Origin of the sequence: Verticiella sediminum (genome assembly GCF_007558815.1) — a bacterium.
Classification (GTDB): domain Bacteria; phylum Pseudomonadota; class Gammaproteobacteria; order Burkholderiales; family Burkholderiaceae_B; genus Verticiella; species Verticiella sediminum.
In genome coordinates, this window is record NZ_VLTJ01000020.1 from 36226 (window position 1) to 61412 (window position 25187).

The 25187-nt window shown below is 69.6% G+C and carries 20 protein-coding genes and 1 pseudogene; 3 read left to right on the forward strand and 18 right to left on the reverse strand.

Features of this window, described 5'->3' with window-relative positions; translation table 11 throughout:
• Positions 1–5: 5 nt before the first annotated feature.
• From flhF to flhD, 17 genes are all read right to left on the reverse strand, one after another.
• Positions 6–2612 carry a flagellar biosynthesis GTPase FlhF gene (flhF, locus tag FOZ76_RS09825; protein WP_143947978.1) on the reverse strand — a complete coding sequence of 869 codons (2607 nt, stop codon included), beginning with the start codon at positions 2610–2612 and terminating at the stop codon, positions 6–8.
• On the reverse strand, positions 2609–4717 hold the full coding sequence (flhA, locus tag FOZ76_RS09830) for a flagellar biosynthesis protein FlhA (protein ID WP_143947979.1): 2109 nt from the start codon (positions 4715–4717) through the stop codon (positions 2609–2611). The genes flhF and flhA overlap by 4 nt, the downstream gene beginning before the upstream one ends.
• Complete coding sequence (gene flhB, locus FOZ76_RS09835; RefSeq protein WP_143947980.1) at positions 4714–5856, reverse strand: flagellar biosynthesis protein FlhB; 1143 nt, start codon at positions 5854–5856, stop codon at positions 4714–4716. The genes flhA and flhB overlap by 4 nt, the downstream gene beginning before the upstream one ends.
• 211 nt (positions 5857–6067) lie before the next feature.
• Positions 6068–6697, reverse strand: a complete 630-nt coding sequence (cheZ, locus tag FOZ76_RS09840) for a protein phosphatase CheZ (protein WP_170235375.1) — start codon at positions 6695–6697, stop codon at positions 6068–6070.
• Between the two features lie 19 nt (positions 6698–6716).
• Complete coding sequence (gene cheY, locus FOZ76_RS09845) at positions 6717–7112, reverse strand: chemotaxis response regulator CheY (protein WP_143947981.1); 396 nt, start codon at positions 7110–7112, stop codon at positions 6717–6719.
• A 70-nt stretch (positions 7113–7182) separates the two neighbouring features.
• Positions 7183–8250 carry a protein-glutamate methylesterase/protein-glutamine glutaminase gene (locus FOZ76_RS09850; protein ID WP_143947982.1) on the reverse strand — a complete coding sequence of 356 codons (1068 nt, stop codon included), beginning with the start codon at positions 8248–8250 and terminating at the stop codon, positions 7183–7185.
• A complete protein-coding gene (gene cheD, locus FOZ76_RS09855; RefSeq protein WP_143947983.1) occupies positions 8250–8903 on the reverse strand; it encodes a chemoreceptor glutamine deamidase CheD in 654 nt (217 codons plus the stop codon). The genes FOZ76_RS09850 and cheD overlap by 1 nt, the downstream gene beginning before the upstream one ends.
• An 8-nt stretch (positions 8904–8911) precedes the next feature.
• The gene (locus tag FOZ76_RS09860; RefSeq protein ID WP_143947984.1) at positions 8912–9748 is read right to left on the reverse strand and encodes a CheR family methyltransferase; all 837 of its coding nucleotides are present in this window, start codon (positions 9746–9748) and stop codon (positions 8912–8914) included.
• Positions 9749–9779: 31 nt separating this feature from the next.
• Positions 9780–11486 (reverse strand): methyl-accepting chemotaxis protein, encoded by a 1707-nt coding sequence (locus tag FOZ76_RS09865; protein ID WP_143947985.1) that lies wholly within the window; start codon positions 11484–11486, stop codon positions 9780–9782.
• Between the two features lie 56 nt (positions 11487–11542).
• Entirely contained in the window at positions 11543–13384 is a 1842-nt protein-coding gene (locus FOZ76_RS28160; RefSeq protein WP_143947986.1) for a methyl-accepting chemotaxis protein, read from the reverse strand.
• 30 nt (positions 13385–13414) lie between these two features.
• Positions 13415–13906 (reverse strand): chemotaxis protein CheW, encoded by a 492-nt coding sequence (locus FOZ76_RS09875; protein WP_143947987.1) that lies wholly within the window; start codon positions 13904–13906, stop codon positions 13415–13417.
• A 10-nt stretch (positions 13907–13916) separates the two neighbouring features.
• Positions 13917–16019 carry a chemotaxis protein CheA gene (gene cheA, locus FOZ76_RS09880; RefSeq protein ID WP_143947988.1) on the reverse strand — a complete coding sequence of 701 codons (2103 nt, stop codon included), beginning with the start codon at positions 16017–16019 and terminating at the stop codon, positions 13917–13919.
• Positions 16020–16132: 113 nt separating this feature from the next.
• Positions 16133–16498: a response regulator gene (locus FOZ76_RS09885; RefSeq protein ID WP_143947989.1), complete on the reverse strand. Its 366-nt coding sequence runs from the start codon at positions 16496–16498 to the stop codon at positions 16133–16135.
• Positions 16499–16512: 14 nt separating this feature from the next.
• Complete coding sequence (gene motB, locus FOZ76_RS09890) at positions 16513–17475, reverse strand: flagellar motor protein MotB (RefSeq protein ID WP_143947990.1); 963 nt, start codon at positions 17473–17475, stop codon at positions 16513–16515.
• A gap of 12 nt (positions 17476–17487) precedes the next feature.
• Entirely contained in the window at positions 17488–18348 is an 861-nt protein-coding gene (motA, locus tag FOZ76_RS09895; RefSeq protein ID WP_143947991.1) for a flagellar motor stator protein MotA, read from the reverse strand.
• Between the two features lie 42 nt (positions 18349–18390).
• Entirely contained in the window at positions 18391–18966 is a 576-nt protein-coding gene (gene flhC, locus FOZ76_RS09900; protein WP_143947992.1) for a flagellar transcriptional regulator FlhC, read from the reverse strand.
• A gap of 14 nt (positions 18967–18980) precedes the next feature.
• On the reverse strand, positions 18981–19304 hold the full coding sequence (gene flhD, locus FOZ76_RS09905) for a flagellar transcriptional regulator FlhD (protein ID WP_143947993.1): 324 nt from the start codon (positions 19302–19304) through the stop codon (positions 18981–18983).
• Between the two features lie 569 nt (positions 19305–19873).
• Between flhD and FOZ76_RS09910 the strand changes: the two genes are divergently transcribed.
• Entirely contained in the window at positions 19874–20560 is a 687-nt protein-coding gene (locus FOZ76_RS09910) for an RNA polymerase sigma factor FliA (protein ID WP_246129420.1), read from the forward strand.
• 672 nt (positions 20561–21232) lie between these two features.
• Positions 21233–21556: pseudogene (locus FOZ76_RS28165) on the forward strand (diguanylate cyclase domain-containing protein); the annotation flags it as partial.
• Positions 21557–21583: 27 nt separating this feature from the next.
• Here FOZ76_RS28165 and FOZ76_RS09920 read toward each other — a convergent pair.
• Complete coding sequence (locus FOZ76_RS09920; RefSeq protein WP_143947995.1) at positions 21584–23242, reverse strand: ABC1 kinase family protein; 1659 nt, start codon at positions 23240–23242, stop codon at positions 21584–21586.
• A gap of 250 nt (positions 23243–23492) precedes the next feature.
• On the opposite strand from FOZ76_RS09920, the gene FOZ76_RS09925 reads away from it, so the two are divergent.
• Positions 23493–25073: a class I adenylate-forming enzyme family protein gene (locus FOZ76_RS09925; RefSeq protein WP_246129395.1), complete on the forward strand. Its 1581-nt coding sequence runs from the start codon at positions 23493–23495 to the stop codon at positions 25071–25073.
• Positions 25074–25187: the final 114 nt, after the last annotated feature.

Here is a 25187-nt window from a genome sequence, read left to right on the forward strand (position 1 = left end):
CTGGCTCAGAGCGTGGCGGCGTCGAGCAGCGCGAGCGCGCCGAAGGCCCGCGTGAGCTGCTCGATGCGCGCGCGCCGTCGGGCCGCGCTCGCCCGGCCCGACGGCGCATCGTCGGCCAGCGCCAGCCAGCGTCCCGCCGCTCCCGGACGCCGGCTCAGGCGCGCGGCGGCCAGCCCGAGCTGCGCGCCCGCCAGCATGTGGCGGCACCATGCGCCGGCGGCGGTCTCGGCCTGATCCAACGCCATCTGCACACCGCTGGCGGCCCATGCGCCGGCCTCGCGTCCCGCGTGCGCGGCCTCCAGGCACAGTGCCAGTTCCTGCGCATCGCCCGTCTGCGCCGGCGCCAGCGCGAAGCCGCGCCAGCGGCACTCGCCGGCGTCGTCCACATGGCGCACGGCCAGCAGATGGACGGCATGGCGACGCCCGCGCTGGCCGCGCAGCACCGCAGGAGCCGAACTCACCCAGCGCGTCAGGCCCGTGCCGACGATGCGGCCGGCCGGCCGATGGCCCAGGCCGGCGGCGATGCCCGTCGCATTGCTGCGCACCCCGTCGTGCTCCAGCGGCTGCAGAGCCGTGCAGCCTGCGAGCCAGGACAGCTCCAGCGCCTCCAGGTGTTCCAGGTGCTCGGCCGTCATGCCCTCGAACACGTGCAGCGTGCGGTGCGCCAGCCGGCGCTGCAACCAGGCGGCGCGTTCGCGCGTGGCGTGCACGCCGGCGCTGGCGTGGGCGACCTCGCCCTCCCCTGCATGCGCGGCGAGCACGCCTTGCGCGGTCAGCAGATGGACGGCGGGCGCGGCCAACCAGTCGCCGCGATCCGAGCACAGCAGCGTCGTTGCCACCGTCCGTCCGCCCGGGCTCGCGCGGGGCGCAGACAGCCGGCCATGGAGCGCCAGCAACTGACGCTCGCACAGATCGGGAGCGTGCGCCGCGAGATCGCCCAGCGCCAGGTCGCTGAGGGCCTCGGCGGGTGCATCGTCATGCCACGCCATGCGCCACAGCTCGCGTGCGAGCGCGACGCCGCGCTCGGTCTGCAGCTCGCGCAGCGCGGCATCGCGCAAGCCGGGATTGCGCTCCTCGGGCGCGCTGCCCAGCACCGCCTCCAGGCCGCGCAGGCCCGCTGCGCGCCGCTGCGCCAGGTCGTGCGCGGCGATGCCGGCGTCGACGGGCCCGGTGATCGCGGGCACAGCGCCCTCGGCCATCGGGATCGGCGGCGGCAGCACCGGCGCGAGCGCCTGCCAATCCGCCGGGCTGGGGCAGAACAGCGCTTCGGCGGCCGCGTCGAAGGCCCGCGCGACGAGCACCGACGCCTGTGCGGGGCCGAAGTTCTCCGGCACACGCTGGCCGTCCGACACGTAATGGATGGGCAGCCGGTGCCGCAGCACCACGTCGAGCGCACTGCCCGGCTTGCGCGATTCGTCGAGCTTGGTGAGGATGCAGCCGGTCAGCTCGGCATCCGCGCCGCGGCGGTACGCATGCGCCACTTCGTCCAGGGTGTCGCCATGACTGGCGGCATTGAGCAGCAGCAGCCGACGCACGGGCCGGCCGGCACCGCAGAGCAGCGCTGCCTGTTCGGCAAGCTTGAGATCGCGCTGGCTCATGCCCACCGTATCGATGAGCACGACCCGCTTGTCGCGCAGTTCGTGCAGGGCCTGGCGCAGGCTCTGCGCATCGTTCACGGCCAGGGTCGGCACCCCCAGGATGCGGCCGTAGATGCGCAATTGCTCGTGCGCGCCGATACGGTAGCCGTCGGTGGTCAGCATGGCCACCGCGTCGCGGCCATGGACGAGCACGCAGCGCGCGGCGAGCTTGGCGGTGCTGGTCGTCTTGCCCACGCCGGTCGGGCCGATCAGCGCGAACACCCCGCCCGCGGCCAGCCAGGCCTGCTCGTCGCCGGCAACCGGCAGGCGTGCGGCGAGCTCGCTGCGCGCCCAGGCCACGCCGCCCGCTTCGTCGAGCTCCGCGGGTACGCGGGCCGCCAGCGCCCGGGCGAGCGGGCTGCTGAAGCCCGCGCCCAGCAGATGCCGGAAGACATGCCGGGCGGCCGGCGCAGCGAAGGCGGCGGTGGCGGTGGCACCGGGCCTGGCCTCGGCCGCGCAGGCTTGCGCCGGCGCGCCGGCCGCGGTGCTGCCGTCCGGGATCGCGCGCGCGAGCGGGGGCGCCCCGGGCGGCGCGGTGAACGGCGTGTCGACCGCGTGCGCGGGATCGCCGGCCGATCCCGCCGTCGGCATCTCGACGCGCGCAGGCACGGCATCGTCCACCTCGCGCGCCAGGCCCTCGTCGGCAAGCGCACTCACCTGGCTATACGCTGCCGCCCCGCGCCCGGCCAGCACGGCCGGCGCGGCGCGCAGCTCCCGCGCCTTGGCGGGTGGCGGCGTGGCCGCCTGTGCCCGCCGAAGCGGCTGCGCCTGTTGTGGATGCTGCGCGTGCGGTGAGTGCTGCGCCGGCTCCGCCTGCGTCGCCATGCCGGTCACGGCCGTTTCGCTGACCGCCAGGATCTCGATGCCGCCTTCGACCGCGCGATTGGCGAGGATCATGGCATCGTCGCCCAGACGTTCGCGGACCTGGCGCATGGCGTCGCGCGAGGTCGCGCCGAAGAAGCGCAGCACGCTCATCGGGCCTGGCCTCCGATGATGGCGGTGACGCGGATGTTGCGGTCATCCGGCACCTCGGCGTTGGCGAGCACGCTGAGCTGCGGCAGATGCAGGCGCAGCAGTCGGGCGAGCGACTGGCGCAGCGGCGCGCCGACCATCAGCACGGGCGCATCGCCCGCGCTCTCCTGGTGGCGCACGGCCGCCTCGGCCTCGCGCAGCAGCATGTCCGCCAGGCCCGGCTCCAGCGCGCCGCCGGAGGACATCGCCTGCATCAGCACGCGCTCCAGGTTCACGTCCAGGCCGATCACGCGCATCTCGCCCGTCCCGGGGAACAACTGCTGGGTGATCGCCCGGCCCAGGGCGCGGCGCACCACGGCGAGCAATTCTCCCGCGTCCGGCTGCGCCCCGTTGACCGCCAGGCGCGGCGCATGCTCGGACAGCGCATCGATGATGGCGCGCATGTCGCGGATCGCCACGCCTTCGGCCAGCAGCCCCTGCAGCACCTTCTGCAGCGTGGTCAGGCTGACCGTCTTGGGCACCAGGTCCTCGATGAGCTTGGGCGAATCGCGGCCGATGTGATCGAGCAGCGCCTGGACCTCGGTGCGGCCGAGCAGTTCGGCCGCATAGCGATGCATGAGATGGTTCAGATGCGTCGCGGCCACCGTGCTTGCATCGACCACCGTGTAGCCCGCCATCTGGGCGGCGTCGCGCTGGCCTTCCTCGATCCACACGGCGGGCAGGCCGAAGGCCGGGTCGGTGGTCTGCGTGCCCTCGAGCGGCGTCACCGCGCCGCCCGGGTCGATCGCCAGCCACATGCCGGGCGCGGCCTCGCCCCGGCCGACCTCCACGCCGGAGAGCAGGATGCGGTATTCCGTGGGCTTGAGTTCCAGGTTGTCGCGTATGTGCACCACCGGCGGCAGGAAACCCATGTCCTGCGCGAACTTCTTGCGTAGGCTGCGTATCCGCTGCAGCAGTTCGCCGCCCTGGCCGTGGTCCACCAGCGGGATGAGGCGATAGCCCACCTCCAGCCCGAGCGGGTCGACCAGCGCGACGTCGTCCCACGAGGCTTCCGCGGCGGCCGCGCTCGCCACCTCCTCGGCCACCGCAGGCCGCGCCTGGGCGGTCTGCACCGCCTGCTGCTGCTGACGGCGCAGCATCATCCAGCCGATGCCGCCGAGCACACCGGCGAGCAGCAGGAAAGCCACGTGCGGCATGTTCGGGATGATGCCGATCAGCCCCATCACGCCCGCCGTGATGAAGAGCACGCTCGGGTTGGAGAAGAGCTGGCTGGCCATCTGCTGGCCGATATCCTTGTCGGTCGCCACGCGCGAGACCACGACGCCGGCCGCGGTCGAGATCACCAGCGCCGGGATCTGGGCGACCAGGCCGTCGCCGATCGTGAGCAGGGTGTAGGCGCGGCCAGCGTCGCCCACGCTCAAGCCGTGCTGCATGACGCCCACGACCAGGCCGCCGATGATGGTCACCGCCATGATGATGAGCCCGGCGACGGCGTCGCCGCGCACGAACTTGCTTGCGCCGTCCATCGAGCCGTAGAACTCGGCCTCCTCGCTGATCTGGCGCCGGCGCTGGCGCGCCTCTTCCTCGCCGATCAGGCCGGCGTTCAGGTCGGCGTCGATCGCCATCTGCTTGCCGGGCATGGCGTCCAGGGTGAAGCGCGCGCCCACTTCGGCGATGCGGCCGGCGCCCTTGGTGATGACCATGAAGTTGATGATGATCAGGATCAGGAACACCACGATGCCCACGGCGAAGTTGCCGCCCACCAGGAAGTGGCCGAAGGCTTCGATCACCCGGCCCGCCGCGTCGGGCCCGGTATGCCCGTGCAGCAGGACGACGCGGGTCGAGGCCACGTTCAGCGACAGGCGCAGCAAAGTGGCGAACAGCAGCACCGACGGAAACGCGGCGAAATCCAGCGGCTTCGTGGTGAACATCGCCACCAGCAGCACCATGATCGCGAGCGAGATGTTGAAAGTGAAGAACAAGTCCAGCAGGAACGGCGGCAGGGGCAGCACCATCATGGCGAGGACCATGACGATGAGCAGCGGCCCGGCGATCAGTCGGGCATGCGAAGCGCTGCTCGTGCGCAGCGTGGAGAACAGGGCATTCATGAGGCTGTGGATTGCGGATCGAGCGCGGGCGGAACGGCGATGCCGGACGGACGTCCCGGCTCGATGCCGCCCTGCGCGCGCCAGGTGCGTAGCTGAAAGACCCACGCAAGCACCTCGGCCACCGCCGCATACAGGGCAACGGGGATTTCGGCGTCCAGTTCGACGTGGCGATGCAGCGCGCGCGCGAGCGGCGGCGCGCTGAGCAGGGGAACCCGGTGTTCAGCGGCCAGTTCGCGGATGCGCTGGGCAATGAGGCCGGTGCCCTTGGCGACCACGCGCGGCGCCGAGGCCCGACCTTCCTCGTACTTCAGCGCGACGGCATAGTGCGTGGGGTTGGTCAGCACCACGTCGGCCGTGGGCACGGCGGACATCATGCGCCCGCGCGCCATCTGGCGCTGCTGCTGGCGGATGCGCGCCTTCAGGTGCGGGTCGCCGTCGGACTCCTTGTGCTCCTGCTTGACGTCCTGGCGCGACATGCGCAGCTTCTTCAGGTGGCTCCAAACCTGGTAAGGCGCATCGAACATGGCGATAACCACCAGCGAGGCGATGACGATGGCGCAGCACAGGGCGACCAGGCTCAGCGACTTGGCGAGTGCGGCCGAGGCCGCCACGTGCATGAGCACGAGCATCTCGTCGAGCAGCTTGTAGATCGCGAAGGTGGCCACGCTGCCGACCAGGGCTGCCTTGGTCAGCGCTTTGGCCAGTTCGATCAGCGTGTTCGCGGAGAAGATGCGCGCGAGGCCCTTGACCGGATTCAGGCGGTTCAGGTCCGGCACCAGCGGTTTGCCGACCAGCAGCAGGCCGCCCAAGGCCACCGAGGCGCCGATCGCCACCACGGCCAGGATGCCGAACAGCGGCAGCATGGCCAGCAGGGCCCGCCATGCCACCGTGCCCGCGCCCTGCAGCATGGCGGCCGTGTCGAACGCGACCCGGACGTCGAAATCGAGCGAGCCGCGCAGCACCCCGCGCAGCGCCTCGTACAGGGGGGCGGCGCCCAGGTAGAGCATGCCCACGCCCGAGAGCAGCAGCAGGAACGTGACCAGCTCGCGCGAGCGGGGCGTCTGCCCCTCCTCGCGCGCCTTCTCCAGCCGCCTCTCGGAGGCGGGTTCGGTCTTTTCCAGATCGCTTTCTTCGGCCATTCGAATCCCGTGCGCCCGCCCGAACGCGGCGCACGCGTGTCGCCCAGGCTATCAAGGGTGTACCGACATTCATTCCCCGCGGGAGCGTCCGCCCGGCGCGAGCCGGGCCTTGGCTGTCGATACACCCTCGGGGCGGATTCTAGGCCGGCCCACACGGCGGCGATGGGCCGAACAGATGTTGCGAAAGCGGACTATTCGTCCGATCGCCCCGTCAGAAGCCCAGGCTGGCGAGCAGATCGTCGACCTGGTCCTGGCCGGTGACGACGTCCGGGCCCTGGGGATTGACCTGCGGCCCGTTGAGCAGGCCCTGCGCCTCGCGCTTCTCGGCGGGCACGTTGTCGAGCAGCACCTGGAGCAGTTCGCGCTCGACCGCGCCGATGACGTCCATCATCTTCATGATGACCTGGCCGGTGAGATCCTGGAAATCCTGCGCCATCATGATCTCCATGAGGTGCGACTGCGTCGCGCGCGCGCTCTGCGGCACCTCGCGCAGGAAGCTGCGCGTATCGTCGACCAGCACACGGGCCTCGGGCAGTTCGAGCGGCTGGTCGAACCACTGCTGCCAGCGCGCGTCGAGCCCGTCGGCATCCGCCGAGAGTTTGTCCTGGATGGGCTGCGCGGCCTCCGTGGCGTTCAGCACCCGGTGGGCGGCCTGCTCGGTCATGTTGGCGACGTAGCGCAGACGGTCGCGCGCATCGGGAATGGCTTCGGCCGCCTCCTGAATCGCGCGGTCCAGGCCGAGCTCGCGCATGCTGTCGCGCAGCATGCGTGTGAGTTGGCCGATCCGCAGGATCAGGTCGTCGTTGTCCGCGAGTGCGGTCTGGCTGTTGATCTGGCTCATGGATTCCTCGCGCGTGACGTTACTGAGCAGCAGCGAGCTTCTCGAAGATCTTGTTGAGCTTTTCTTCGAGCGTCGCGGCGGTGAACGGTTTGACCACATAGCCGCTCGCGCCGGCTTGCGCCGCGGCGACGATGTTGTCCTTCTTGGCTTCGGCGGTGACCATCAGCACGGGCAGCTTGGCCAGGGCGGGATCGGCGCGGATCTGCTTGAGCATGGCGAGCCCGTCGAGGTTCGGCATGTTCCAGTCGGACACGACGAAATCGAAATTGCTGCCGCGCAGCTTGTCGAGCGCCATCTGGCCGTCCTCGGCCTCGTCGACGTTCTCGAATCCGAGTTCCTTCAGCAGGTTGCGCACGATGCGCCGCATGGTGGGAAAGTCGTCGACGACCAGAATCTTGATGCTCTTGTTGACCATGAGGGTGACTCCATGACGAAAGGCAGGGGCGGTCCGCCCTGCCCTGTGATTCTCTGTGAAGGCGCGCAGCTCAGATGCGCATTGCGCGCTCGCCGAAGCTGGCCAGGTTCGCGAGCATACGCTCGCTCATGCGCTCGAGCGGGACGATCTCGTCGACGCCGCCGGTGGCGATGGCCTCGCGCGGCATGCCGAACACCACGCAGCTCTCTTCGTCCTGGGCGAGCGTGCGCGCGCCGGCGCGATGCATGGCGAGCATGCCCGCTGCGCCGTCCTTGCCCATGCCGGTGAGGATGATGCCGATCGCGTTCGCGCCGGCAAGGCTGGCGGCGGAATCGAACAGCACGTCCACCGAAGGCCGGTGCCGGTTCACGGGCGGCGCCTGGTCCAGCTCGACGACGTAGTTCGCGCCGCTGCGCGCGAGCCGCATGTGATGGTCGCCCGGCGCGATGTACGCATGGCCGGGCAGCACCCGTTCGCCATGCGCGGCTTCGGCCACCGTGATCGCGCAGAGCTGGTTCAGGCGTTGCGCGAAGGAGCGCGTGAAGCCCGCGGGCATGTGCTGGGTGATGAGGATGCCCGGACTGTCCGGCGGCAGCGGCGTCAGCAAGGTGCGGATGGCCTCGGTGCCGCCGGTGGACGCGCCCACGACGACCAGCTTCTCGGAGCTCGCGAACGGCCGCTTCAGAATGCCTGCGGGAATCGCCGGCGCGGCCGAGCGCGTCTGCAGGCGCGCACGCGAGGCCGCGCGGATCTTTTCGGCGATCTGGTTGGCGTACTCGAGCATGCCGTCGCGTATGCCCAACTGCGGCTTGGCCACGAAATCGACCGCGCCCAGTTCGAGCGCGCGCAGCGTGACTTCCGAACCGCTGCGCGTGAGCGAGGAGACCATCACCACCGGCATCGGCCGCAGCCGCATCAGCTTCTCGAGGAAGTCGAGCCCGTCCATGCGCGGCATCTCGACGTCCAGGGTCAGCACGTCGGGGTTGTGCCGCTTGATCAATTCGCGCGCGACCAGGGGATCGGGTGCCGTCGCCACCACCTGCATGTCGGGCTGGCTGTTGATGATCTCCGTCATGAGCCCGCGGATCAACGCGGAATCATCCACGCAAAGAACGGAAATCCTGGTCGCGACGGACATCAACGCCCCTCCTTGTCGGGCATGGGTGTGAAAAGTTCGAGGCCGGATTTGTGAAAGAGCTCGACCTGGGGCTTGGGCATCAGCGCGGGCATGCGCTCGCGCAACGCCTGCTCGCGGCAGGCGACCACCAGATCGCTGCGCTGCGAGTTCATGCGCTTGAGCAGCACCTTGCCCGTTCGCGGCAGGTAGTTCACGCGCCGCGCATGATCGCCGCACAGATCCTGCGCGACCACCGGAATCTGCTCGGTGGCGAGGTAGTCCAGGACGAAGGCCGCGTTGCGCTCGCCGATGTTCATCTGCCGCATGCGCTCGATCACCGCGCCGCCGCCGAAGACCTTGGCCTCGAGCCGTTCGCGGCGCGCGCCCATCTTGAGCAACTCGTTGACGAGGAGCTCCATGGCGAAGGCGCCATAGCGCAGCGACTGCCCGGCATTGCCGCCGTCGTCCGTGCCGGGCAGCATGAAGTGGTTCATGCCGCCGACGCTGGCCACCGGGTCGGCGATACACGCCGCCACGCAGGAGCCCAGGACCGTGGCCAGCACGATGTCTTCGCCGGTGACGTAGTACTCGTTGGGCAGAAGCTTGACGACATCGCAGCCGAAGCGGCTGTCGTAGTGGCGATGGGTGGCCAGGCCCTTTGCGTGCGCCAGCATGGAAGGCCTCATACGCGCTGATAGACCGTCTGCCCGCGCAGCACGAAGGCCTGCGTGACGTAAGTCAGGTTCTCCGAGTGCCCCGCGAACAGCAGGCCGCCCGGCTCGACCCACGGCTCCATGCGCGCGAGGATGCGCGCCTGCGTGGGCTTGTCGAAATAGATCATCACATTGCGGCAGAACACCGCGTCGAAGCGACAGGGCAGCGCCCACCGCTCGTCGAGCAGGTTGACGCGCTCGAACTCGACCAGGGCGGCAACCTCGGGCTTGACGCGGACCATGCCGGCCCGTGGCCCGGTGCCCTTCAGGAAGAAGCGCTGCAGGCGCGCGGCCTCCATCTTGGCCACCCGCTCGGCGCTGTAGACGCCGGCGCGCGCGGTATCCAGCACCTGGGTGTCGATATCGGAGGCGTAGACGCGCGAGCGCGCCGCATGCGGCCCGAGGGCTTCGAGCAGCGTGATGGCGATCGAATAGGGTTCTTCACCCGTCGACGCCGCAGCGCACCACACATTGACCGGCCGCCCCAGGCCGCGCACGAACTCGGCCAGCACCGGAAAGTGATGCGGCTCGCGAAAGAAGGCCGTGAGATTGGTCGTGAGCGCGTTGACGAAAGCCTCCCACTCGGGGTGGACGGCCGACGCCTCCAGCCCGTCCAGGTACTCGGTGAAGCTGTGCATCGACAGACTGCGCAGCCGGCGCGACAGCCGGCTGTAGACCATCTCGCGCTTGTGCGCGCCCAGGGCGATGCCGGCGCGCTCGCGGATCAGGTGGCGCACGCGGGCGAAATCGGCGTCCGTGAACACGAAGTTCCGGTCGATCCGCGACGGCATACCCGGCAGATTCATCGTCGCTGTGCGCGCACCCGTCATGCCCTCGTCACCCCGCCAGTGCCGGCGCGGCGCCCGCCGGCGCCGCCAGCGAGGGCGACTCACCGTCCTCCTCGCCGGCATAGGCATGGCCCAGGCGGTCATGCTCGGCACCATGCGCAGCCGATTGCTGGGCGCCGATGTCGATCACCTCGTTCTGGTCGACCTTGAAGGTGGCCACCGCGGCGAGCAGCCGGCCCGCCTGCTGCTCCAGGGAAACGGCAGCCGCCGCGGCCTCTTCGACCAGCGCGGCGTTCTGCTGCGTGACATCGTCCATCTGGGAGACGGCGCGGTTGACCTGCTCGATACCGTTGGACTGCTCGTCCGACGCGGCCGAGATCTCGGCCATGATGTCGGTCACCCGTTGCACGGCGGTCACCACGTCCTGCATGGTACTGCCCGCCCGGGCCACCAATCCGGTGCCCTTGTCGACCTCGAGCACCGATGCCTGGATGAGCTCCTTGATTTCCTTGGCCGCCTGCGCGCTGCGCTGGGCCAGGTTGCGCACTTCGCTCGCCACCACCGCGAAGCCCTTGCCCTGTTCGCCGGCCCGCGCGGCTTCCACGGCCGCGTTCAGGGCCAGGATGTTGGTCTGGAAGGCGATGCTGTCGATCACCGAGATGATCTCGGTGACCTTCTTGGAACTGTCCGAGATGCTGGACATGGTGCTCACCACCTGCCCGACCACCTCGCCGCCCTGCACCGCGGTGCTGGACGCGCTCGCCGCGAGCTTGTTCGCCTGGCGCGCGTTGTCCGCGTTCTGGCGCACGGTGGAGGCCAGCTCCTCCATGCTCGCGGCGGTTTCCTCGAGCGAAGCGGCCTGCTGCTCGGTGCGCGAGGAGAGGTCCGCATTGCCGGCGGAGATCTCGCGCGAGCCCAGGTTGATCTCCTCGACGCCCTGGCGCACCGCCAGCACCGTGCGCGCGAGCCCTTGCTGCATGCGCGCGAGCGCCGCGTAGAGCGCGCCGATCTCGTTGCCGCTCATGCTGTCGATGCGCTGGGTCAGGTCGCCGCCCGCGATACGCTCGAAGCGGCGGCCGACGTCCTGCAGCGGACGCACCACCACCCGGCGCAGGAAGACCCAGCTACCGATGGCCAGCAGCAGCGCAAGCAGACCGGCGCCCGCCACCGTGCTCAACGCGATGTCACGGCCGCGTTCGGCGGCGGCGAGCGTTCGTGCGCGAGACTCGTCGATGTAGCTCACGAACTGCGCGATCGATTTCACGAAGGCCTCGCCGCGCGGCGTGCCGTACTCGTTGTTGATCATGTAGAAGCTCGCGAAGTCGCCGCCGGCGAGCGCGTCCACCAGCGTATCGACGCCGTCGTCGATGTAGCCCCGATAGGCGCGCAGCACGCCCATGTACAGGGGCCGGCCGACCTCGTCCTCGAGCGGGTGGGCCTGGAACTCGGCGAACACCTTCTTCGCGGCCTGGACCTGCTCCTTGGCGGTGTCGACCTGCGTGCTCGCGTACGACAGGTTGCCCTCCTGGAATTCGCGCGCCGCCGACAGCAGGCTCACGCGGGAGGTGAGCAGCAGGCTATTGATCTGGTTCGCGTCGCTCGCGCGATTCTGGGCGTTGTCGGCGTGCTGCATCCGCTCGAAGCTGTCCTGCAGGAAGTACACGCTCATGGCGCCCAGGGCGACGATGAGCAGGAAGAACGCCGTCATGACGAGCATCAGGGATGCGCTGACGGATAGGCTGCGTTTGCGTTTCATGGGGAATCGGATCTCCTGGGTGGATCAGGTCATGTCGCGGTGTTGAACGAGCGGGCTCAAAACGACTCCCAATCGTCATCGGCCACGGGCGCGCGCTTCGGTGCATTCGGCTTGGCGGGTTGTCGGGCCGTGCGCGCCGCCTTGGGCGGCGCCCCGGCCGGCAGTTCCACCGGAACGGCGGCGCCCGTCCCGGCCCCCGCGCCGGCAAGCTGGGGCAAGGCGGCCGACGCCGCTGCCTGCTTGGCGCGCGTGGAGACGGCCGTCGCAAGCCCGGCGAGGCGGCCGCGCGCAGCGTCCGCCGTGCCCTGGGACTCCGTGCGGCGAGCGGGAGCCCGCGCCGCGCCATCGTTCAGGCGGAACGCGGCGACCGCGTCGCTCAGCGTGCGCGCCTGCTCCTCCAGCGAGGCGGCGGCTGCCGCCGCCTGCTCCACCAGCGCAGCGTTGTGCTGCGTCATTTCATCCATTTCGGCGACCGAACGGTTCACGCTCTCGATGCCGCTCGACTGCTCCACCGACGCGGCGGAGATCTCGCCGATGAGGTCGCTCACGCGCTGCACCGAACTCACGATGTCGTCCATCGTGGCGCCGGCCTTCTCGACCTGGGTCGAACCGGCCGCGACCTTGTGGGTCGACTCGGCGATCAGCGCCTTGATTTCCTTGGCCGCGCTGGCGCTGCGCTGCGCCAGGCTGCGCACCTCGCCCGCCACGACGGCGAAGCCCTTGCCCTGCTCACCGGCCCGGGCCGCCTCGACCGCGGCATTCAGCGCGAGGATGTTGGTCTGGAAAGCGATGCTGTCGATCACGCCGACGATCTCTTCGATCTTGCGCGAGCTGCCCGCGATGTCGCGCATGGTGTCGACCACGTCGCCCACGGCCTCGCCGCCCGAGACCGCCACGCCGGAGGCGCCGCTCGCGAGCTGGGTCGCCTGGCGCGCGTTGTCGGCATTCTGGCGCACGGCGCTGGCCAGTTGCTCCATGCTGGAAGCCGCGGCCTGCAGCGAACTCGCCTGCTGCTCGGTGCGGCTGGACAGGTCCAGGTTGCCCATGGCGATCTCGCGGGCGCCGACGTTGATCTCCTCCACGCCGCGCCGCACCGCACCGACGGTGCGCGCGAGGTCGTCCTGCATGTGCTTGATGGAGACGAGCAGCGCGCCGAACTCGTTGTTCGACTCGACCGCGATCACGCCCGTCAGATCGCCCTTGGCGATCCGGTCGCAATGCGCGCCGGCCTCGCGCAGCGGACGCATCACCATGCGCTGCAGGGCCGAACGCATGGCCAGAATCACGATCAGCGTGAAGATCAGCGCCCCCACGATCATCACACGCACGATGGCGTACTGCCGCTCGGAGGCGCTCATCAGCGCCTCGATGCGGCTGTCGGCATAGCTGTTGAAGGCCTCGCGCGCCCTGACGAGCTGGTCCGAGGTCCGGGTGAGGCTCGCGGAAGCGTTGGCGACGCCGGCGGCGTTGCCCGCGGAGGCCGCCTGATCGAGCGCGCGCAGGTTACCGTGGTAGGCGTCGAAGGCCTGCAGGGTGGCGGCCAGCAGGCGCGCGCCTTCCGGTTCCAGTTCGGTCTCGCGCGCCAGCGCGGCGTGCCCGGCGGCGGACTGCAGCATGCCGGCGGCGCGCGAGGCATCCTGGCGCGAAGCGGCATCGAGCGAGCCCCCCGTGTTCAGGCTGGTCGCGAGCGCGATCAGCCCGGTGCTCGCCCGCGCGGAGACCAGGTAGGCCTCGTCCAGCTCGGCCTTGGCCTCGGCGCTGAGCGTGTGGACTTCCTCCAGCGTGCGGCTGGCGTCGTACAAACCGAGCCAGCCGATCGCGCCGCCGCCCAGCAGCATGGCGCCCAGCAGCCCGAGCACCGCCATCAACAGCGTGCTGACCTTCATGTTCTTCAACATCGTCGCGTTCCGGAACGAAGCGTGCGCTGATCAGGCCGCAGCGCGTTCGACCAGCGCCATTTCGTCGCTGGTCATGAGTTTCTCGATATCCACCAGGATGAGCATGCGGCCATCCACCGTGCCCAGGCCGCTGAGGTACTCGGTGGACAGCATCGAGCCGAACTCGGGCGCCGGGGAGATCTCGCCGGCCCGCAGCATCAGCACGTCCGAGACGCCGTCGACCACGATCCCGACCACGCGGCCGGCCAGGTTGAGGATGATCACCACGGTCTGCTGGTTGTATTCGACCGAGGCCATGCGGAACTTGATGCGCAGGTCGACGATGGGCACGATTACCCCGCGCAGGTTGGTCACACCCTTGATGAAGGCCGGCACGTTGGCGATGCGGGTGAGCGCGTCGGCGTCGTAGCCGCGGATCTCCTGCACCTTGAGAATGTCGATGCCGTATTCCTCCGTACCCAGCGCGAAGACGAGGAACTCCTTGCCCTCGCCGTCGGCGGTCTGCTTGACTTGGTTGTCCATGGTGTTTCCTTCAGTTGAGCAGGCCGTCGGGTTGGCCCAGGCGTTCGCGGTTGGCGCGTGCCAGGGCGAAGGCGTCGACAATCAGGGCCACGCTGCCGTCGCCCAGGATGGTCGCCGCCGAAATGCCCGGCACTTTGCGGTAATTGGATTCCAGGCTCTTGACGACGACCTGGTGCTGGCCGACGAGCTGATCGACGAGCAGCGCGAAGCGGCGGTCCTCGGCCTGCATGATCACGGCGATCGCCTGCACCGGGTCGGTCTGCGCGCCCTCGATACTGAAGATGCGATGCAGTTCGACGAGCGGCAGGTATTCGCCCCGCACGTAGAGCACGCGCTCGTCGCCGGCCACGGTATGGATGTTTTCGAGCTTGGGCTGCAGCGACTCGGTCACATGGTTCAGCGGCAGGATGAAGACCTCGTCGCCGCTGCGCACCGACATGCCGTCGAGGATGGCCAGGGTGAGCGGCAGCACGATGCGGGTGGTCGTGCCGCGCCCGGCCTGCGACGACAGGTAGACCTGCCCGCCCATGCTCTGGATGTTGCGCTTGACCACGTCCATGCCCACGCCGCGGCCGGACACGTCGGTGATTTCGGCGGCAGTGGAGAAGCCGGGCGCGAAGATGAGCTGCCAGACCTCGTCGTCGCTGGCCGTCTCGCTGATCGGAATGCCCTGCTTCTGCGCCTTCGCCAGGATGCGCTCGCGGTTCAGGCCCGCGCCGTCGTCGGCCACTTCGATCACGATGTTGCCGCCGCTGTGCTGCGCGGACAGCACCAGCTCCCCCTTGGCGGGCTTGCCGGCGGCGACGCGCTGCTCGGGCAGCTCGATGCCGTGGTCCAGGCTGTTGCGCACGAGGTGCGTGAGCGGATCGATGATGCGTTCGATGAGGCTCTTGTCCAGCTCGGTGGCGCGGCCCACGGTGACCAGCTCGATCTGCTTGCCCAGCTTGCCGGCCAGATCGCGCACGACGCGCGGAAAGCGGCTGAATACGTAGTCCATCGGCATCATGCGGATGGACATCACGGACTCCTGCAGGTCGCGCGCGTTGCGTTCGAGCTGCTCCATGCCGTTGAGCAGACGGTCGTGCAGGACCGGATCGAGGGTGGAGGCGGTCTGCGCCAGCATGGCCTGCGTGATGACCAGCTCGCCGACCAGGTTGATCACCTGATCGACCTTCTCGACAGCGACGCGGATCGACCCCGCCTCCTTCTCGACCGCGGCGGCGCGGCGCGCGTCGGCTCCCGGCGCTGTGTTCGCCGCGGCGGGCTCGCGCGCGGGCGCGGCGCCGGGCGCGGCGCCGGGCACGGCTTCGGGCAGCGACGCGGCTGGCGCCGGCGCTGCGGCGGGCGCGGGTGCGGCGGCAGGTGCAGGTGCGGCGGGTGCGGCGCGATCCGCGACCTTGACCTCGATCTGGTCCACGTCGATCACGAAGCAGCACACCGCAATGATGTCGTCGGCCGTGCACGTCGTGCCCAGCCAGACCGTGACGTCCTCGCCCTGCTCGACCTGGCCCAGGATCTCGCCGAGGTTGCCGAGTTCTTCGATCAGGCCCCGGCGGTCCTTGGCCGCCACGCGGGACAGGCGGACTTCCAGGGTGGGAGTGCCGGCGGCGGGCGCAGCGGCGGCGGGCGCGGCCGCCTCGGCCATCGCAGCCGGCTCGGGCCGAGGCGCAGGCGCGACCGGAGCCGCAGCAGCCGGAGGAGCCGCCGCGCGCCCCGTGCCCTGCTCGAGTGCGAGCTGCTTGAGCACGGCGCAGATGCGCGCATAGGTTTCGGGCGCGGGTTCCGCGTCGGCACGGTAGGTTTCGAGTTGCCCGTTCAGCACATCCTTGGTTTCCAGAAAGATGTCAATCATGTCCGCGCGCAACGGCATCTCGCCGCGCCGGATGGCGTCGAGCAGGTTCTCGAGCAAGTGGGTGGTCTCGGTCAGCGCCACGAAGCCGAACGTGGCGGCGCCGCCCTTGATCGAGTGCGCCGCGCGGAACACCGCGTTGAGCTGCTCGGCGTCCGGGCTGGCCGGATCGAGCCCGAGCAGGGACTGCTCCATGTCGGCGAGCAGTTCCTCGGCCTCCTCGAAGAAGGTCTGGTAGAACTGCTTGAGGTCCAGGCCGCTCATGGCCGTCCTCCCGTACGCAGCGCTTGCGGGCGAGACGGCATGTCGATGGACGAAAACGCCAAGCTAGGCACTCCAGGCATCATGGGGACTCATAAGGAGAGAGACGTTCAGGTTCAATTGAGCAGGGTCGCGGCCACCTGGGCGATGACTTCGCCGTGCACGGGCTTGCCCAGCCAGCCGGTGGCGCCGGCCGTGCGGGCGGCCTGCTTGGCCCGCTCGTCGATCTCGGTCGTGAGGACCAGGATGGGCACCTTGGCGTACTGCGGGCGCGCGCGCAGCTCGCGGATGAGCTCGATGCCATCCATCTCCGGCATGTTGAGGTCGGTGATGACCAGGTGCACCTGCCGATGCGCGATGGCCGCGAGCGCGTCGCGGCCGTTGCAGGACGCCAGGACAGGCCAGCCTGCGTCGACCAGCGCCGCCGTCACCATGCGTCTCACGGTGATGGAGTCGTCCACCACCAGAACGGTCTGTTCCATGTCGTTGTGCGGTCCTATTCCGAAATGCCCCCGTCCGGCGGATCGCCCGCGATGCCAGCCTGCGCCTGGCTGGCCGACATCGCCTGGATGTCCGCCGCCGAGGCGTTCTCGCGCTCGATCCGCAGTTCGGTGGCCCGATTCAACACCACCAGGCTGATGCGCCGGTTCACTGCCGCGTAGGGATCGTCCTTGGCCAGAGGCTGGGTGGAGGAGAGCCCCATCATGCGCAGGACCTTCTCCTCGTGCATGCCGCCGGCGACGAGCTCGCGGCGCGATGCGTTGGCGCGGTCGGCCGACAGCTCCCAGTTGCTGTAGCCGCGCTCGCCCTGCGAATACTGCATGGCATCGGTATGCCCGGCGAGACTGACGCGATTGGGCAGCTCGTTCAGCATGGGGCCGATCTCGCGCAGGATGGCGCGCATGTAGGGCGCGATCTGCGCGCTTCCGGTGGCGAACATCGGACGGTTCTGGTCGTCGACGATCTGCACGCGCAGACCCTCGCTGGTCATGTCGACCAGCAACTGCGGCCGATACTGGCGCAGCACCGGATTGCGCTCGATCGCCGCCTCCAGGCGCGCGCGCAGATTCTCCAGGCGGGCGCGGTCGCGCCTTTCCGTCTCGGACTGCTGCCGGGTCTGCGGCGATGGATCAGCCCGCCGCACGATGCCTTCGGACACCCGGGGATCGCCCCCGCTGAGCGGAATCACGGAATCGCGCGGATGCGCCGGGATGGGGCTGTCGCTGGCGCTGCGATCGGGCCCGCCCGCCATGGCCACGCCCAGCGGTGTACGGAAATACTCGGCGATGCCTTCACGGCCTTGCGGCGAGGTGATCATGATGAGCCACATCACGAGGAAGAACGCCATCATCGCCGTCACGAAGTCGGCGTAGGCGATCTTCCAGCTCCCGCCGTAGTGCGGCCGGTACCGGTTCGCCTTGCGTCTGACCACGACGCGCGGGGTGTCGGAAGGGCTCATCGCAGTGCTCCGTCAGCGCCCTTTGACCGTCCGCACGTGCTCATCCAGCTCCATGAAGGAGGGCCGCTCCGTGGAGTACAGCACCTTGCGGCCGAACTCGACGGCGAGCTGCGGCGGGTAGCCGTTGAGATTGGCGAGCAGCGTGGTCTTGATGCACTCGAAGATCTTGACGGACTCGGCGTTGCGGCGGTCGGTGCGCGAGGCGAGCGGGGAGACGAAGCCGTAGGCGAGCAGGATGCCGAGGAAGGTTCCCACCATCGCCTTGGAAATGAGATCGCCGAGGATGGCCGGCGGCTGGTCGATCGCGGAGAGCGCGTGCACGACGCCCAGCACGGCGGCCACGATCCCGAAGGCCGGCAAGGCGTCGGCCACGGTGCGCAAGGCGGTGGCGGGCACGTCGGCCTCGTGCTGATACGTCTCGATCTCGCTGTCCATGAGCGTCTCGATCTCGAAGGCGCTCATGTTGCCGCTCACCATCAGGCGCAGGTAGTCGGTGATGAACTCGACCAGGACGGCGTCGGCGAGGATGCGCGGATAGGCCGAGAAGATGGCGCTCGACGCCGGATCTTCGACATGGCTCTCCAGCGCCATCATGCCCTCGCGCCGCGCCTTGGTCAGCAGCACGTAGAGCAGCGCCATCAGCTCCATGTAGAGCGTCTTGTCGTAGCGCGCGCCGCGGAACAGCCGCGGCATCATCTTGGCGGTGGCGCGCAGCGACTTGCCGTTGTTGGCGGCGATGAACGAGCCCACGGCCGCACCGCCGATGATGAGCACCTCGACCGGCTGGTACAGCGCGCCCAGGTGGCCGCCGACCAGCACGAAACCGCCGAACACGGAGCCGAAGACCAGGATGAAGCCGAGAACGATCAGCATGCGGCCCCTCGCAGCATCGAAAGGCCGCTCGACGAGCCGGACTCAGTGCGCATGGCGCACCTCCGCGGCGGGCTGGCGCACCCGGGGCTGCCTGGCGAAACTCTGCAGCGCGCGCTCGGAGCATGCCCGGGGCGGCGGCCGGCAGATGGCGCAGACGAAATCGGCATCGGGCTCGTAGGCGCGCGCGACGAAGTGCCCGCCGCAGCGGCCGCAGCGCGAGAGCTGCAGCATGCCGCCATCGAAGAAGCGCACCAGGATCCAGGCGCGCGTGAAGCTGAGCAGGGGTTCCTGGCCGGGCTCGACGTGTTCGAGGTAGACGCGATAGGCGCCCATGAGCGCGCGCACGCCGCGCACCTCGCCCTGTGTGTTCAGGAAGCGGTAGACGTTATAGAACAGCGAGGCGTGGATGTTGGGCAGCCACGTCATGAACCAGTCGACGGAGAAAGGCAGCATGCCCTTGGGCGGCGAGACGCCCTTGATCTCCTTGTAGAGACGCACGAGCCGCTCGCGGCTGAGGCCGGTCTCGGCCTCCAGCATCTGCAGGCGCGCGCCCAGACCGATCAACTCGATCGCCAGTTGGATCTCGCTGGCTTCCCGCATGACGCTTTTGGTGGCCATCGTGTCCGCCCCGCTCAGCCGATCTGCTCGACCGGCTGGCTCGCCAGCAGCAGGGTCGTGTGGGCCTGCTGCAGCACGCCCCCGAGGGCGTCCTCGCTGACGGCGGTCAGCAGCGACCCCTCGTCGAACCGAAACTGGCACAGCAGCGAGCTCGAGCTCGCCAGACGCACCGTCTGCGACAGCGTCAGGCGCCGCATGATCTCGCCCACCTCGCTGCTGAAGCCCAGGCGAAAGGTTGCCGTGGCGAAATCCTCGTTCAGCATGCGCTGCGCAAGAAGGAGATAGGACAGATTGACTTCGCGTATCTCCGCCAACAGGTTGCCGCTACTGCTGCTCATACCGCTCTCCAGACCCTGACAGGCTCAAGACGTTACTGAATGTGAAAACCCCGGCCATGGCGCGATGCCGCCGCGGCCGAAGAGCATTTCGCCACATTTGACATATTATGCAACGTTTATACGACATAATATGTCACAGAAAAGTGGAATGCAGTAGGATTTTCAAGTAAATTTATTTCAAATTAGCGCAAAGAATAACATTTCCACTATCAAATTTGGCTTGACTTGCATCAAGGAAATCCCGGACCTCGATCTGTTACACACATATGCAACGGAATGTACTATAGACAAGTCCAGGGTAAACACCTATCTCTGTGAAACGTTTGAACAACACTAGGAAAGTATCCGTGTTCAAGCGTTACTCGACCAGGCCGATTTGACACAATCCGTCCCATACCCGACGGGTCCCGGGTGTGAATGCAGACATGGCTTACGATTACTACATGCCGCCACAGGGCACCGTCACGGCCCGCGCCATCCCCGAGGATGGGGCGGTGAGCCCGTCGCCCCCGCCCGCCGCGGCGGGTCGCGGTACGCTCGACGCCTACGGCCGCGCGCACCGCGACGCCATGGTGGCGCGTCACGCGCCCCTGGTGCGCCGTCTGGCGCTGCGCCTGGCGTCCCGTCTGCCGGCCAGCGTGTCGCTCGACGACCTGGTCCAGGCCGGCATGATGGGCCTGCTCGACGCGGTCACGCGCTATCGCGAAGTCCCCACGGCGCAGTTCGAGACCTATGCGACACAACGCATACGCGGCGCCATGCTGGATGAGCTGCGCAGCACCGACTGGGCGCCGCGCGGGGTGCGCGAACGCGCGCGGCGCATCGAGAACGCCATTCACCGCACGGCGCAGGCGCTCGGGCGGGAACCCTCCGAAGCGGAGGTCGCGGCCGCACTCGATGTCAGCCTGCGCGAGTACCAGGCCATGCTGCAGGAAGCGCACGGCGCGCAGTTGATATATGCCGACGAGCTGGGCAGCGGTCTGGACGCCCTGCCCGGCGGTGCTCATGCCGAGGACGCGGCCGACGCGAGCGCGCAGGATCCGCTCCAGGCCCTGCTCGGCCAGGAGCAGCGCGCCGCCCTCGTCCAGGCCATCGACGCACTGCCCGAGCGCGAGAAGCTGCTGCTCAGCCTGAGCTACGAACAGGGCTTGAACCTGAAGGAAATCGGTCTGGTGCTCAACGTCGGCGAAGCGCGCGTCTGCCAGTTGCGTTCGCAGGCGATCGCGCGGCTGCGCGCACGCCTGGCGCGCGGTTGAGTGTCGGCCGTGCAGATGCCCGCGCCCCCTGCGCCCCGGCCTGCGCCGGCGCACGGCGCGCGCCGTGCGCGCACCCTGGCCACGATGCTGGCCGCCACCGTGATTCTGCTGTCGGGCGCGAGCATCCTGCTGTATCAGCAGGCCGTCCGGCACTCCCGGCTGGCCGACTACCAGCGCACGGTGGAACGACTGTTCGAGGCCAGCCTGAGCCTGACGAACGTCGAGACCGTGGGTTGGCAGGACAGCGACGATGACGCGCCATGGGCGCAGGCCCAGCGCGCGCTGGACGCAGCCGGCGCCGCGATGGTGCATGGCCCGGCGCGCTGGGCGCCCGAACTGGCGGCCACCGCCGAGGACCTGCGCCGCGCTGCGCTGGCCTCCGGCCCCCTGCCGAGCCGGCGCGGGCTCGAAGCGCTCGAACGCGCCGCCAGCGCCCTGCGCGCCGTGGCGCCGGCCCGGGACGGCGTGGCCGGCGACCTGGGCCGTGCCGCGCTGCTGCTCGGCGTGCTGTGGACATTCGCCGGTGTGGCCGTCATGGTGCTGGGCGGGCGCGGCCATGGCGAGATCGCCACGCACGACACCGTGCCCTACGCGGACGAACTGGATGTCCGTCTGACCCAGCGCCTGCTGCTCGAGCTGCCCTGGGGCGGCGGGGCCTGTGGCGCGATCGTGATGCGCCTGGACAATCTGCAGGCGATCAGCGATGTCCACGGCCACGCCGCCGCCTGCGCCGTGGTCGAGGCCATCGGTGCGGCCTTGCAGCGCAGCGTGCGCCATGGCGACGTGCTGGCGCGCGCCAGCGCGGACGCCTTCCTGATCGTGCTGCCCGACGCCGCGCCCCAGGTGCTGGACGGTGCCGCGGCCCGCCTGCGCAGCGTGGCGCAAAGCGCCGCGCAGGCGCTGGAAACCGTCCGCGCCCAGCCAGTGCAGATCAGCACGGCGAGCGCCAGCGGGCTGGCCGACGAGCCGCTGGAATCCCTGATCGCGCGCACGCGCGCCCAATTGCACGCCGCCGCGGGCGAGTCACTCCCGGCGGCGGAAACTCCAGAGCAAGGCGAGCAGTCCGCCCACAGCCACCAGCAGGCCGAGCAGGGCAAAGACCGGCATGCCCAGCCAGCGCGGCCCCAGATTCAGGAGCAGCGGGCCTAGCGCCAGCACGAAGGCCGCGACGACGATGGCCAGCGCGAGCCGGGTCGCCGTCCGTTCGAGCGAACGTCCCAGCTCGGCGAGATTCGCGATCTCCACGCGGGCGCCGAACTGACCGTGCTTGATGCGGTACATCGCCAAACGCGCGACCTGCGGCACATCCAGCGCCAGGCCCTGCAACTCGCCCAGCATCCCGCGCGCCTGCCGGCGCAGCGTGCGCGCCGAGTAGCGTTCGGCGAGCTCGCGCTGCACCATCGGCCGGGCCACGCGCACCACGTCGAACGCCGGATCGAGCTCGCGCAATACGCCGTCGGCGGTGATCAGCGCCTTGAACAGCAGTGCGAGATCGGGCGGCAGGGCGAGCCCGGTCTCGCGCGCCATGGCCATGAAGTCGCGCAGCGTCGCCTCCAACTGCAGCGGGCCGCCCGCATGGCGCGCCACGAAGGCCTGCGCCGCCACGTCGATCTCGCCCCAGTCGAACTGCGTGGCCCCCGACCATTCCAGCAGCGTGCTCGCGACGTCGTCGGAGCGGCCTTCGATGATGGCCCGCAACATGACCAGCAACTGCTCGCGCCGGCGCGGCGACAGTCGTCCGACCAGGCCGAAGTCGATGAACGCCACGCGATCGCCCGTCATCGCGAGCAGATTGCCTGGATGCGGGTCGGCATGAAAGAAGCCGTCGTGCAGAACGGTCTTCAGGAACGCGCGGGCGCCGCGGTCCGCCAGCAGCGGCCCGTCCAGGCGCTGCGCCGCCAGCCCGGCATGATCGGTCGGCTCCACGCCCTCGATGAACGACTGGACCAGCACCCGCTCGCTGGTCCATTCCCAGAACACGCGCGGCACCACGACCCCAGGCATGCCGGCGAGCGCGGCACGCATGCGCTCGCAGGCCTGGCCCTCGCGGGTGAAGTCGAGTTCGTCCGCCATCGCCGAGGCAAGGTAGCGCACGATGTCCTGCGGCCGATAGGTGCGCAGCGACTCCTGGTTCTCGATCAGGGCCGCCAGATGGCCGAGCAGGCGCAGATCGGCCTGCATCGTCGGACGCAGCCCCGGGCGCTGGATCTTCACCACCACGTCCTCGCCGGAATGCAGGCGGGCGCGGTAGACCTGGGCGATCGAGGCCGCGGCCAGCGGCGTCGCATCGAACTGCGCGAAAGCGCTGGCCACCGGCACCCCCAGATCGTGCTCGAAGGCCTCGCTCAGCACCGGCCAGGGCAGGACGCTGGCATGGCTGTGCAGCTTGCCCAGTTCCTCGGTCCAGTGCGGCGGCAACAGGTCCGAGCGCGTGGCGAGGATCTGGCCGAGCTTGATGAACGTGGGGCCGAGTTCCTCGATGGCCAGGCGCAGGCGATGCGGCACGGACAGCGACGCCACCCCGGCCTCGGCTTCAGTCTGGCCGCCGCCGGCGGGCTCGCGCAACAACGGCTTCAGACCGAGCCGCACCGCCACATCCTGCACGCCGTAGCGCACCAACACCGCCACGATGGCGCGTATGCGCGCATGATCGCGCAAGGCCACCCAGGTAGTCTCCAGCATGCGTGTCTTTCCGTGCGAGATTCAGCGCCGGGCCGGCCTGGCCGGCGCTCCCATCCATTGTAGAGCCGCCGGTCTGCCGGCAGATCGCGGCGACGCGCCGGGGCCTTGCCCTGCACGCGATCCGGTGGATCTGCCGGCTGCCGACGCGCACGTGGCGCAGCAGGCCCCGCCGGCCCCGGGCAGGGCTAGAATCACACCGACCTTTCGAAGATCGGGTACGGCCGCGCCGTGCCCGCAACAGGAGACGCCGGTGGTCAGCACAACACCCCAGACTACGCCCATTCCCGATCCGCACCCCATCGACCCCTTGCTGCAGGCGCCCAGCGGCACCCTGGGCGAGCTGCTGGCCTGGCACGCCGGCCGCAACCCGGACGGCATCGCGCTGCGCGACGGCGAGCGCACGCTGACGCTGGCCGAACTGCACGCCCTGTGCGGCCGGCTGCGCGCGCGCCTCGCGGGCTGCGGCCTGGCGGCGGGCGATCTGATCGCCGTCTGCGCCCTCAACGGCATCGAGTACGCGGCGCTGTTCGTGGCCGCCACCAGCAGCGGCATCGGCGTGGTGCCGCTGCCGCCCAGCGCGGAAGCCGCGACGCTCGAGGCGATGCTGACCGACAGCCGGCCCAGCCTGCTCTTCGTCGACCGCGCCGGGTCGCACGCCGCCGGCCCGGCATGGCCCAGCGTCGCCCTGGAGGACGGCGCGCCCGGGCAGCCCTGGAGCGATTGGCTGGCCGGCCCGCTGGGCGAGCCCGCCGCCGGCCACCCGGACGAAGCGCGCATCTTCAACGTGATCTATTCCTCCGGAACGACCGGTACGCCCAAGGGGATCGTGCACACCCATGCGATGCGCTGGCGCCAGATCTCGACCGCCGCCCAGTGGACGTACCGCCCGGGCTGCGTGGTGCTGGTGTCGACGCCGCTGTATTCCAACACGACCCTGGTGAGCTTCCTGCCCGCGGTGGCGAGCGGCGGCACGGTCATTCTCATGAAGAAATTCGATACCCAGGGCTTTCTCGACCTGTCCGAGCGGCATCGGGTCACGCATGCCATGCTGGTGCCCGTGCAGTACCGCCGTCTGATGGCCGAGCCCGGCTTCGATGCGCGCGACCTCTCGAGCTACGTGATGAAGTTCTGCACCAGCGCCCCGTTCGCCCCGGCGCTCAAGGCCGAGGTGCTGCGCCGATGGCCGGGCGGGCTCACCGAGTTCTACGGCATGACCGAGGGCGGCGGCAGTTGCGTGCTGCGCGCGCACGAACACCCGGACAAGCTGCACACGGTGGGCCAGCCCATGCCCGGACACGACATCCGCGTGATCGACCCGCAGACGGGCGCGGAGCTGCCCGCAGGCGAGGTGGGCGAGATTGTCGGCACATCCATGACCATCATGCGCGGCTACCTGAATTCGCCCGAGAAGACCGAGGCCGCGCTGTGGATCTCGCCCGAGGGCGAGCGCTTCGTGCGCACGGGCGATGCCGGCCGTTTCGATGCCGACGGTTTTCTCACGCTGATGGACCGCTTCAAGGACATGATCATCTCGGGCGGCTTCAATATCTACCCGAGCGACATCGAGGCCGTGCTCGCCACCCATCCCGACGTGGAGGAGTGCGCGGTGTACGGCGTGCCCTCCGACGCCTGGGGGGAATCGCCGGCGGCCGTGGTCGTGCCGCGCGGCGGGGCGGCGGCGGACCCCTCGACCCTGCTCGACTGGGTCAACGAGCGGGTCGGCAAGACCCAGCGCCTGGTGGCACTGGCCGCGCTCGACAGCCTGCCGCGCAATCACCTGGGCAAGATCGACAAGCGCGCCCTGCGCGCGCGCCACGGCACGCCTGCGTGACCGGTTGGCCGCGACGGTGGCCGGGCACGCGCCACGACACACCGTCCAGCCGCCGAAAGGGCGCGGCTTTTCGGTACCAATTTTATTGACTTGGTACCGAGGCCGACTTAACCT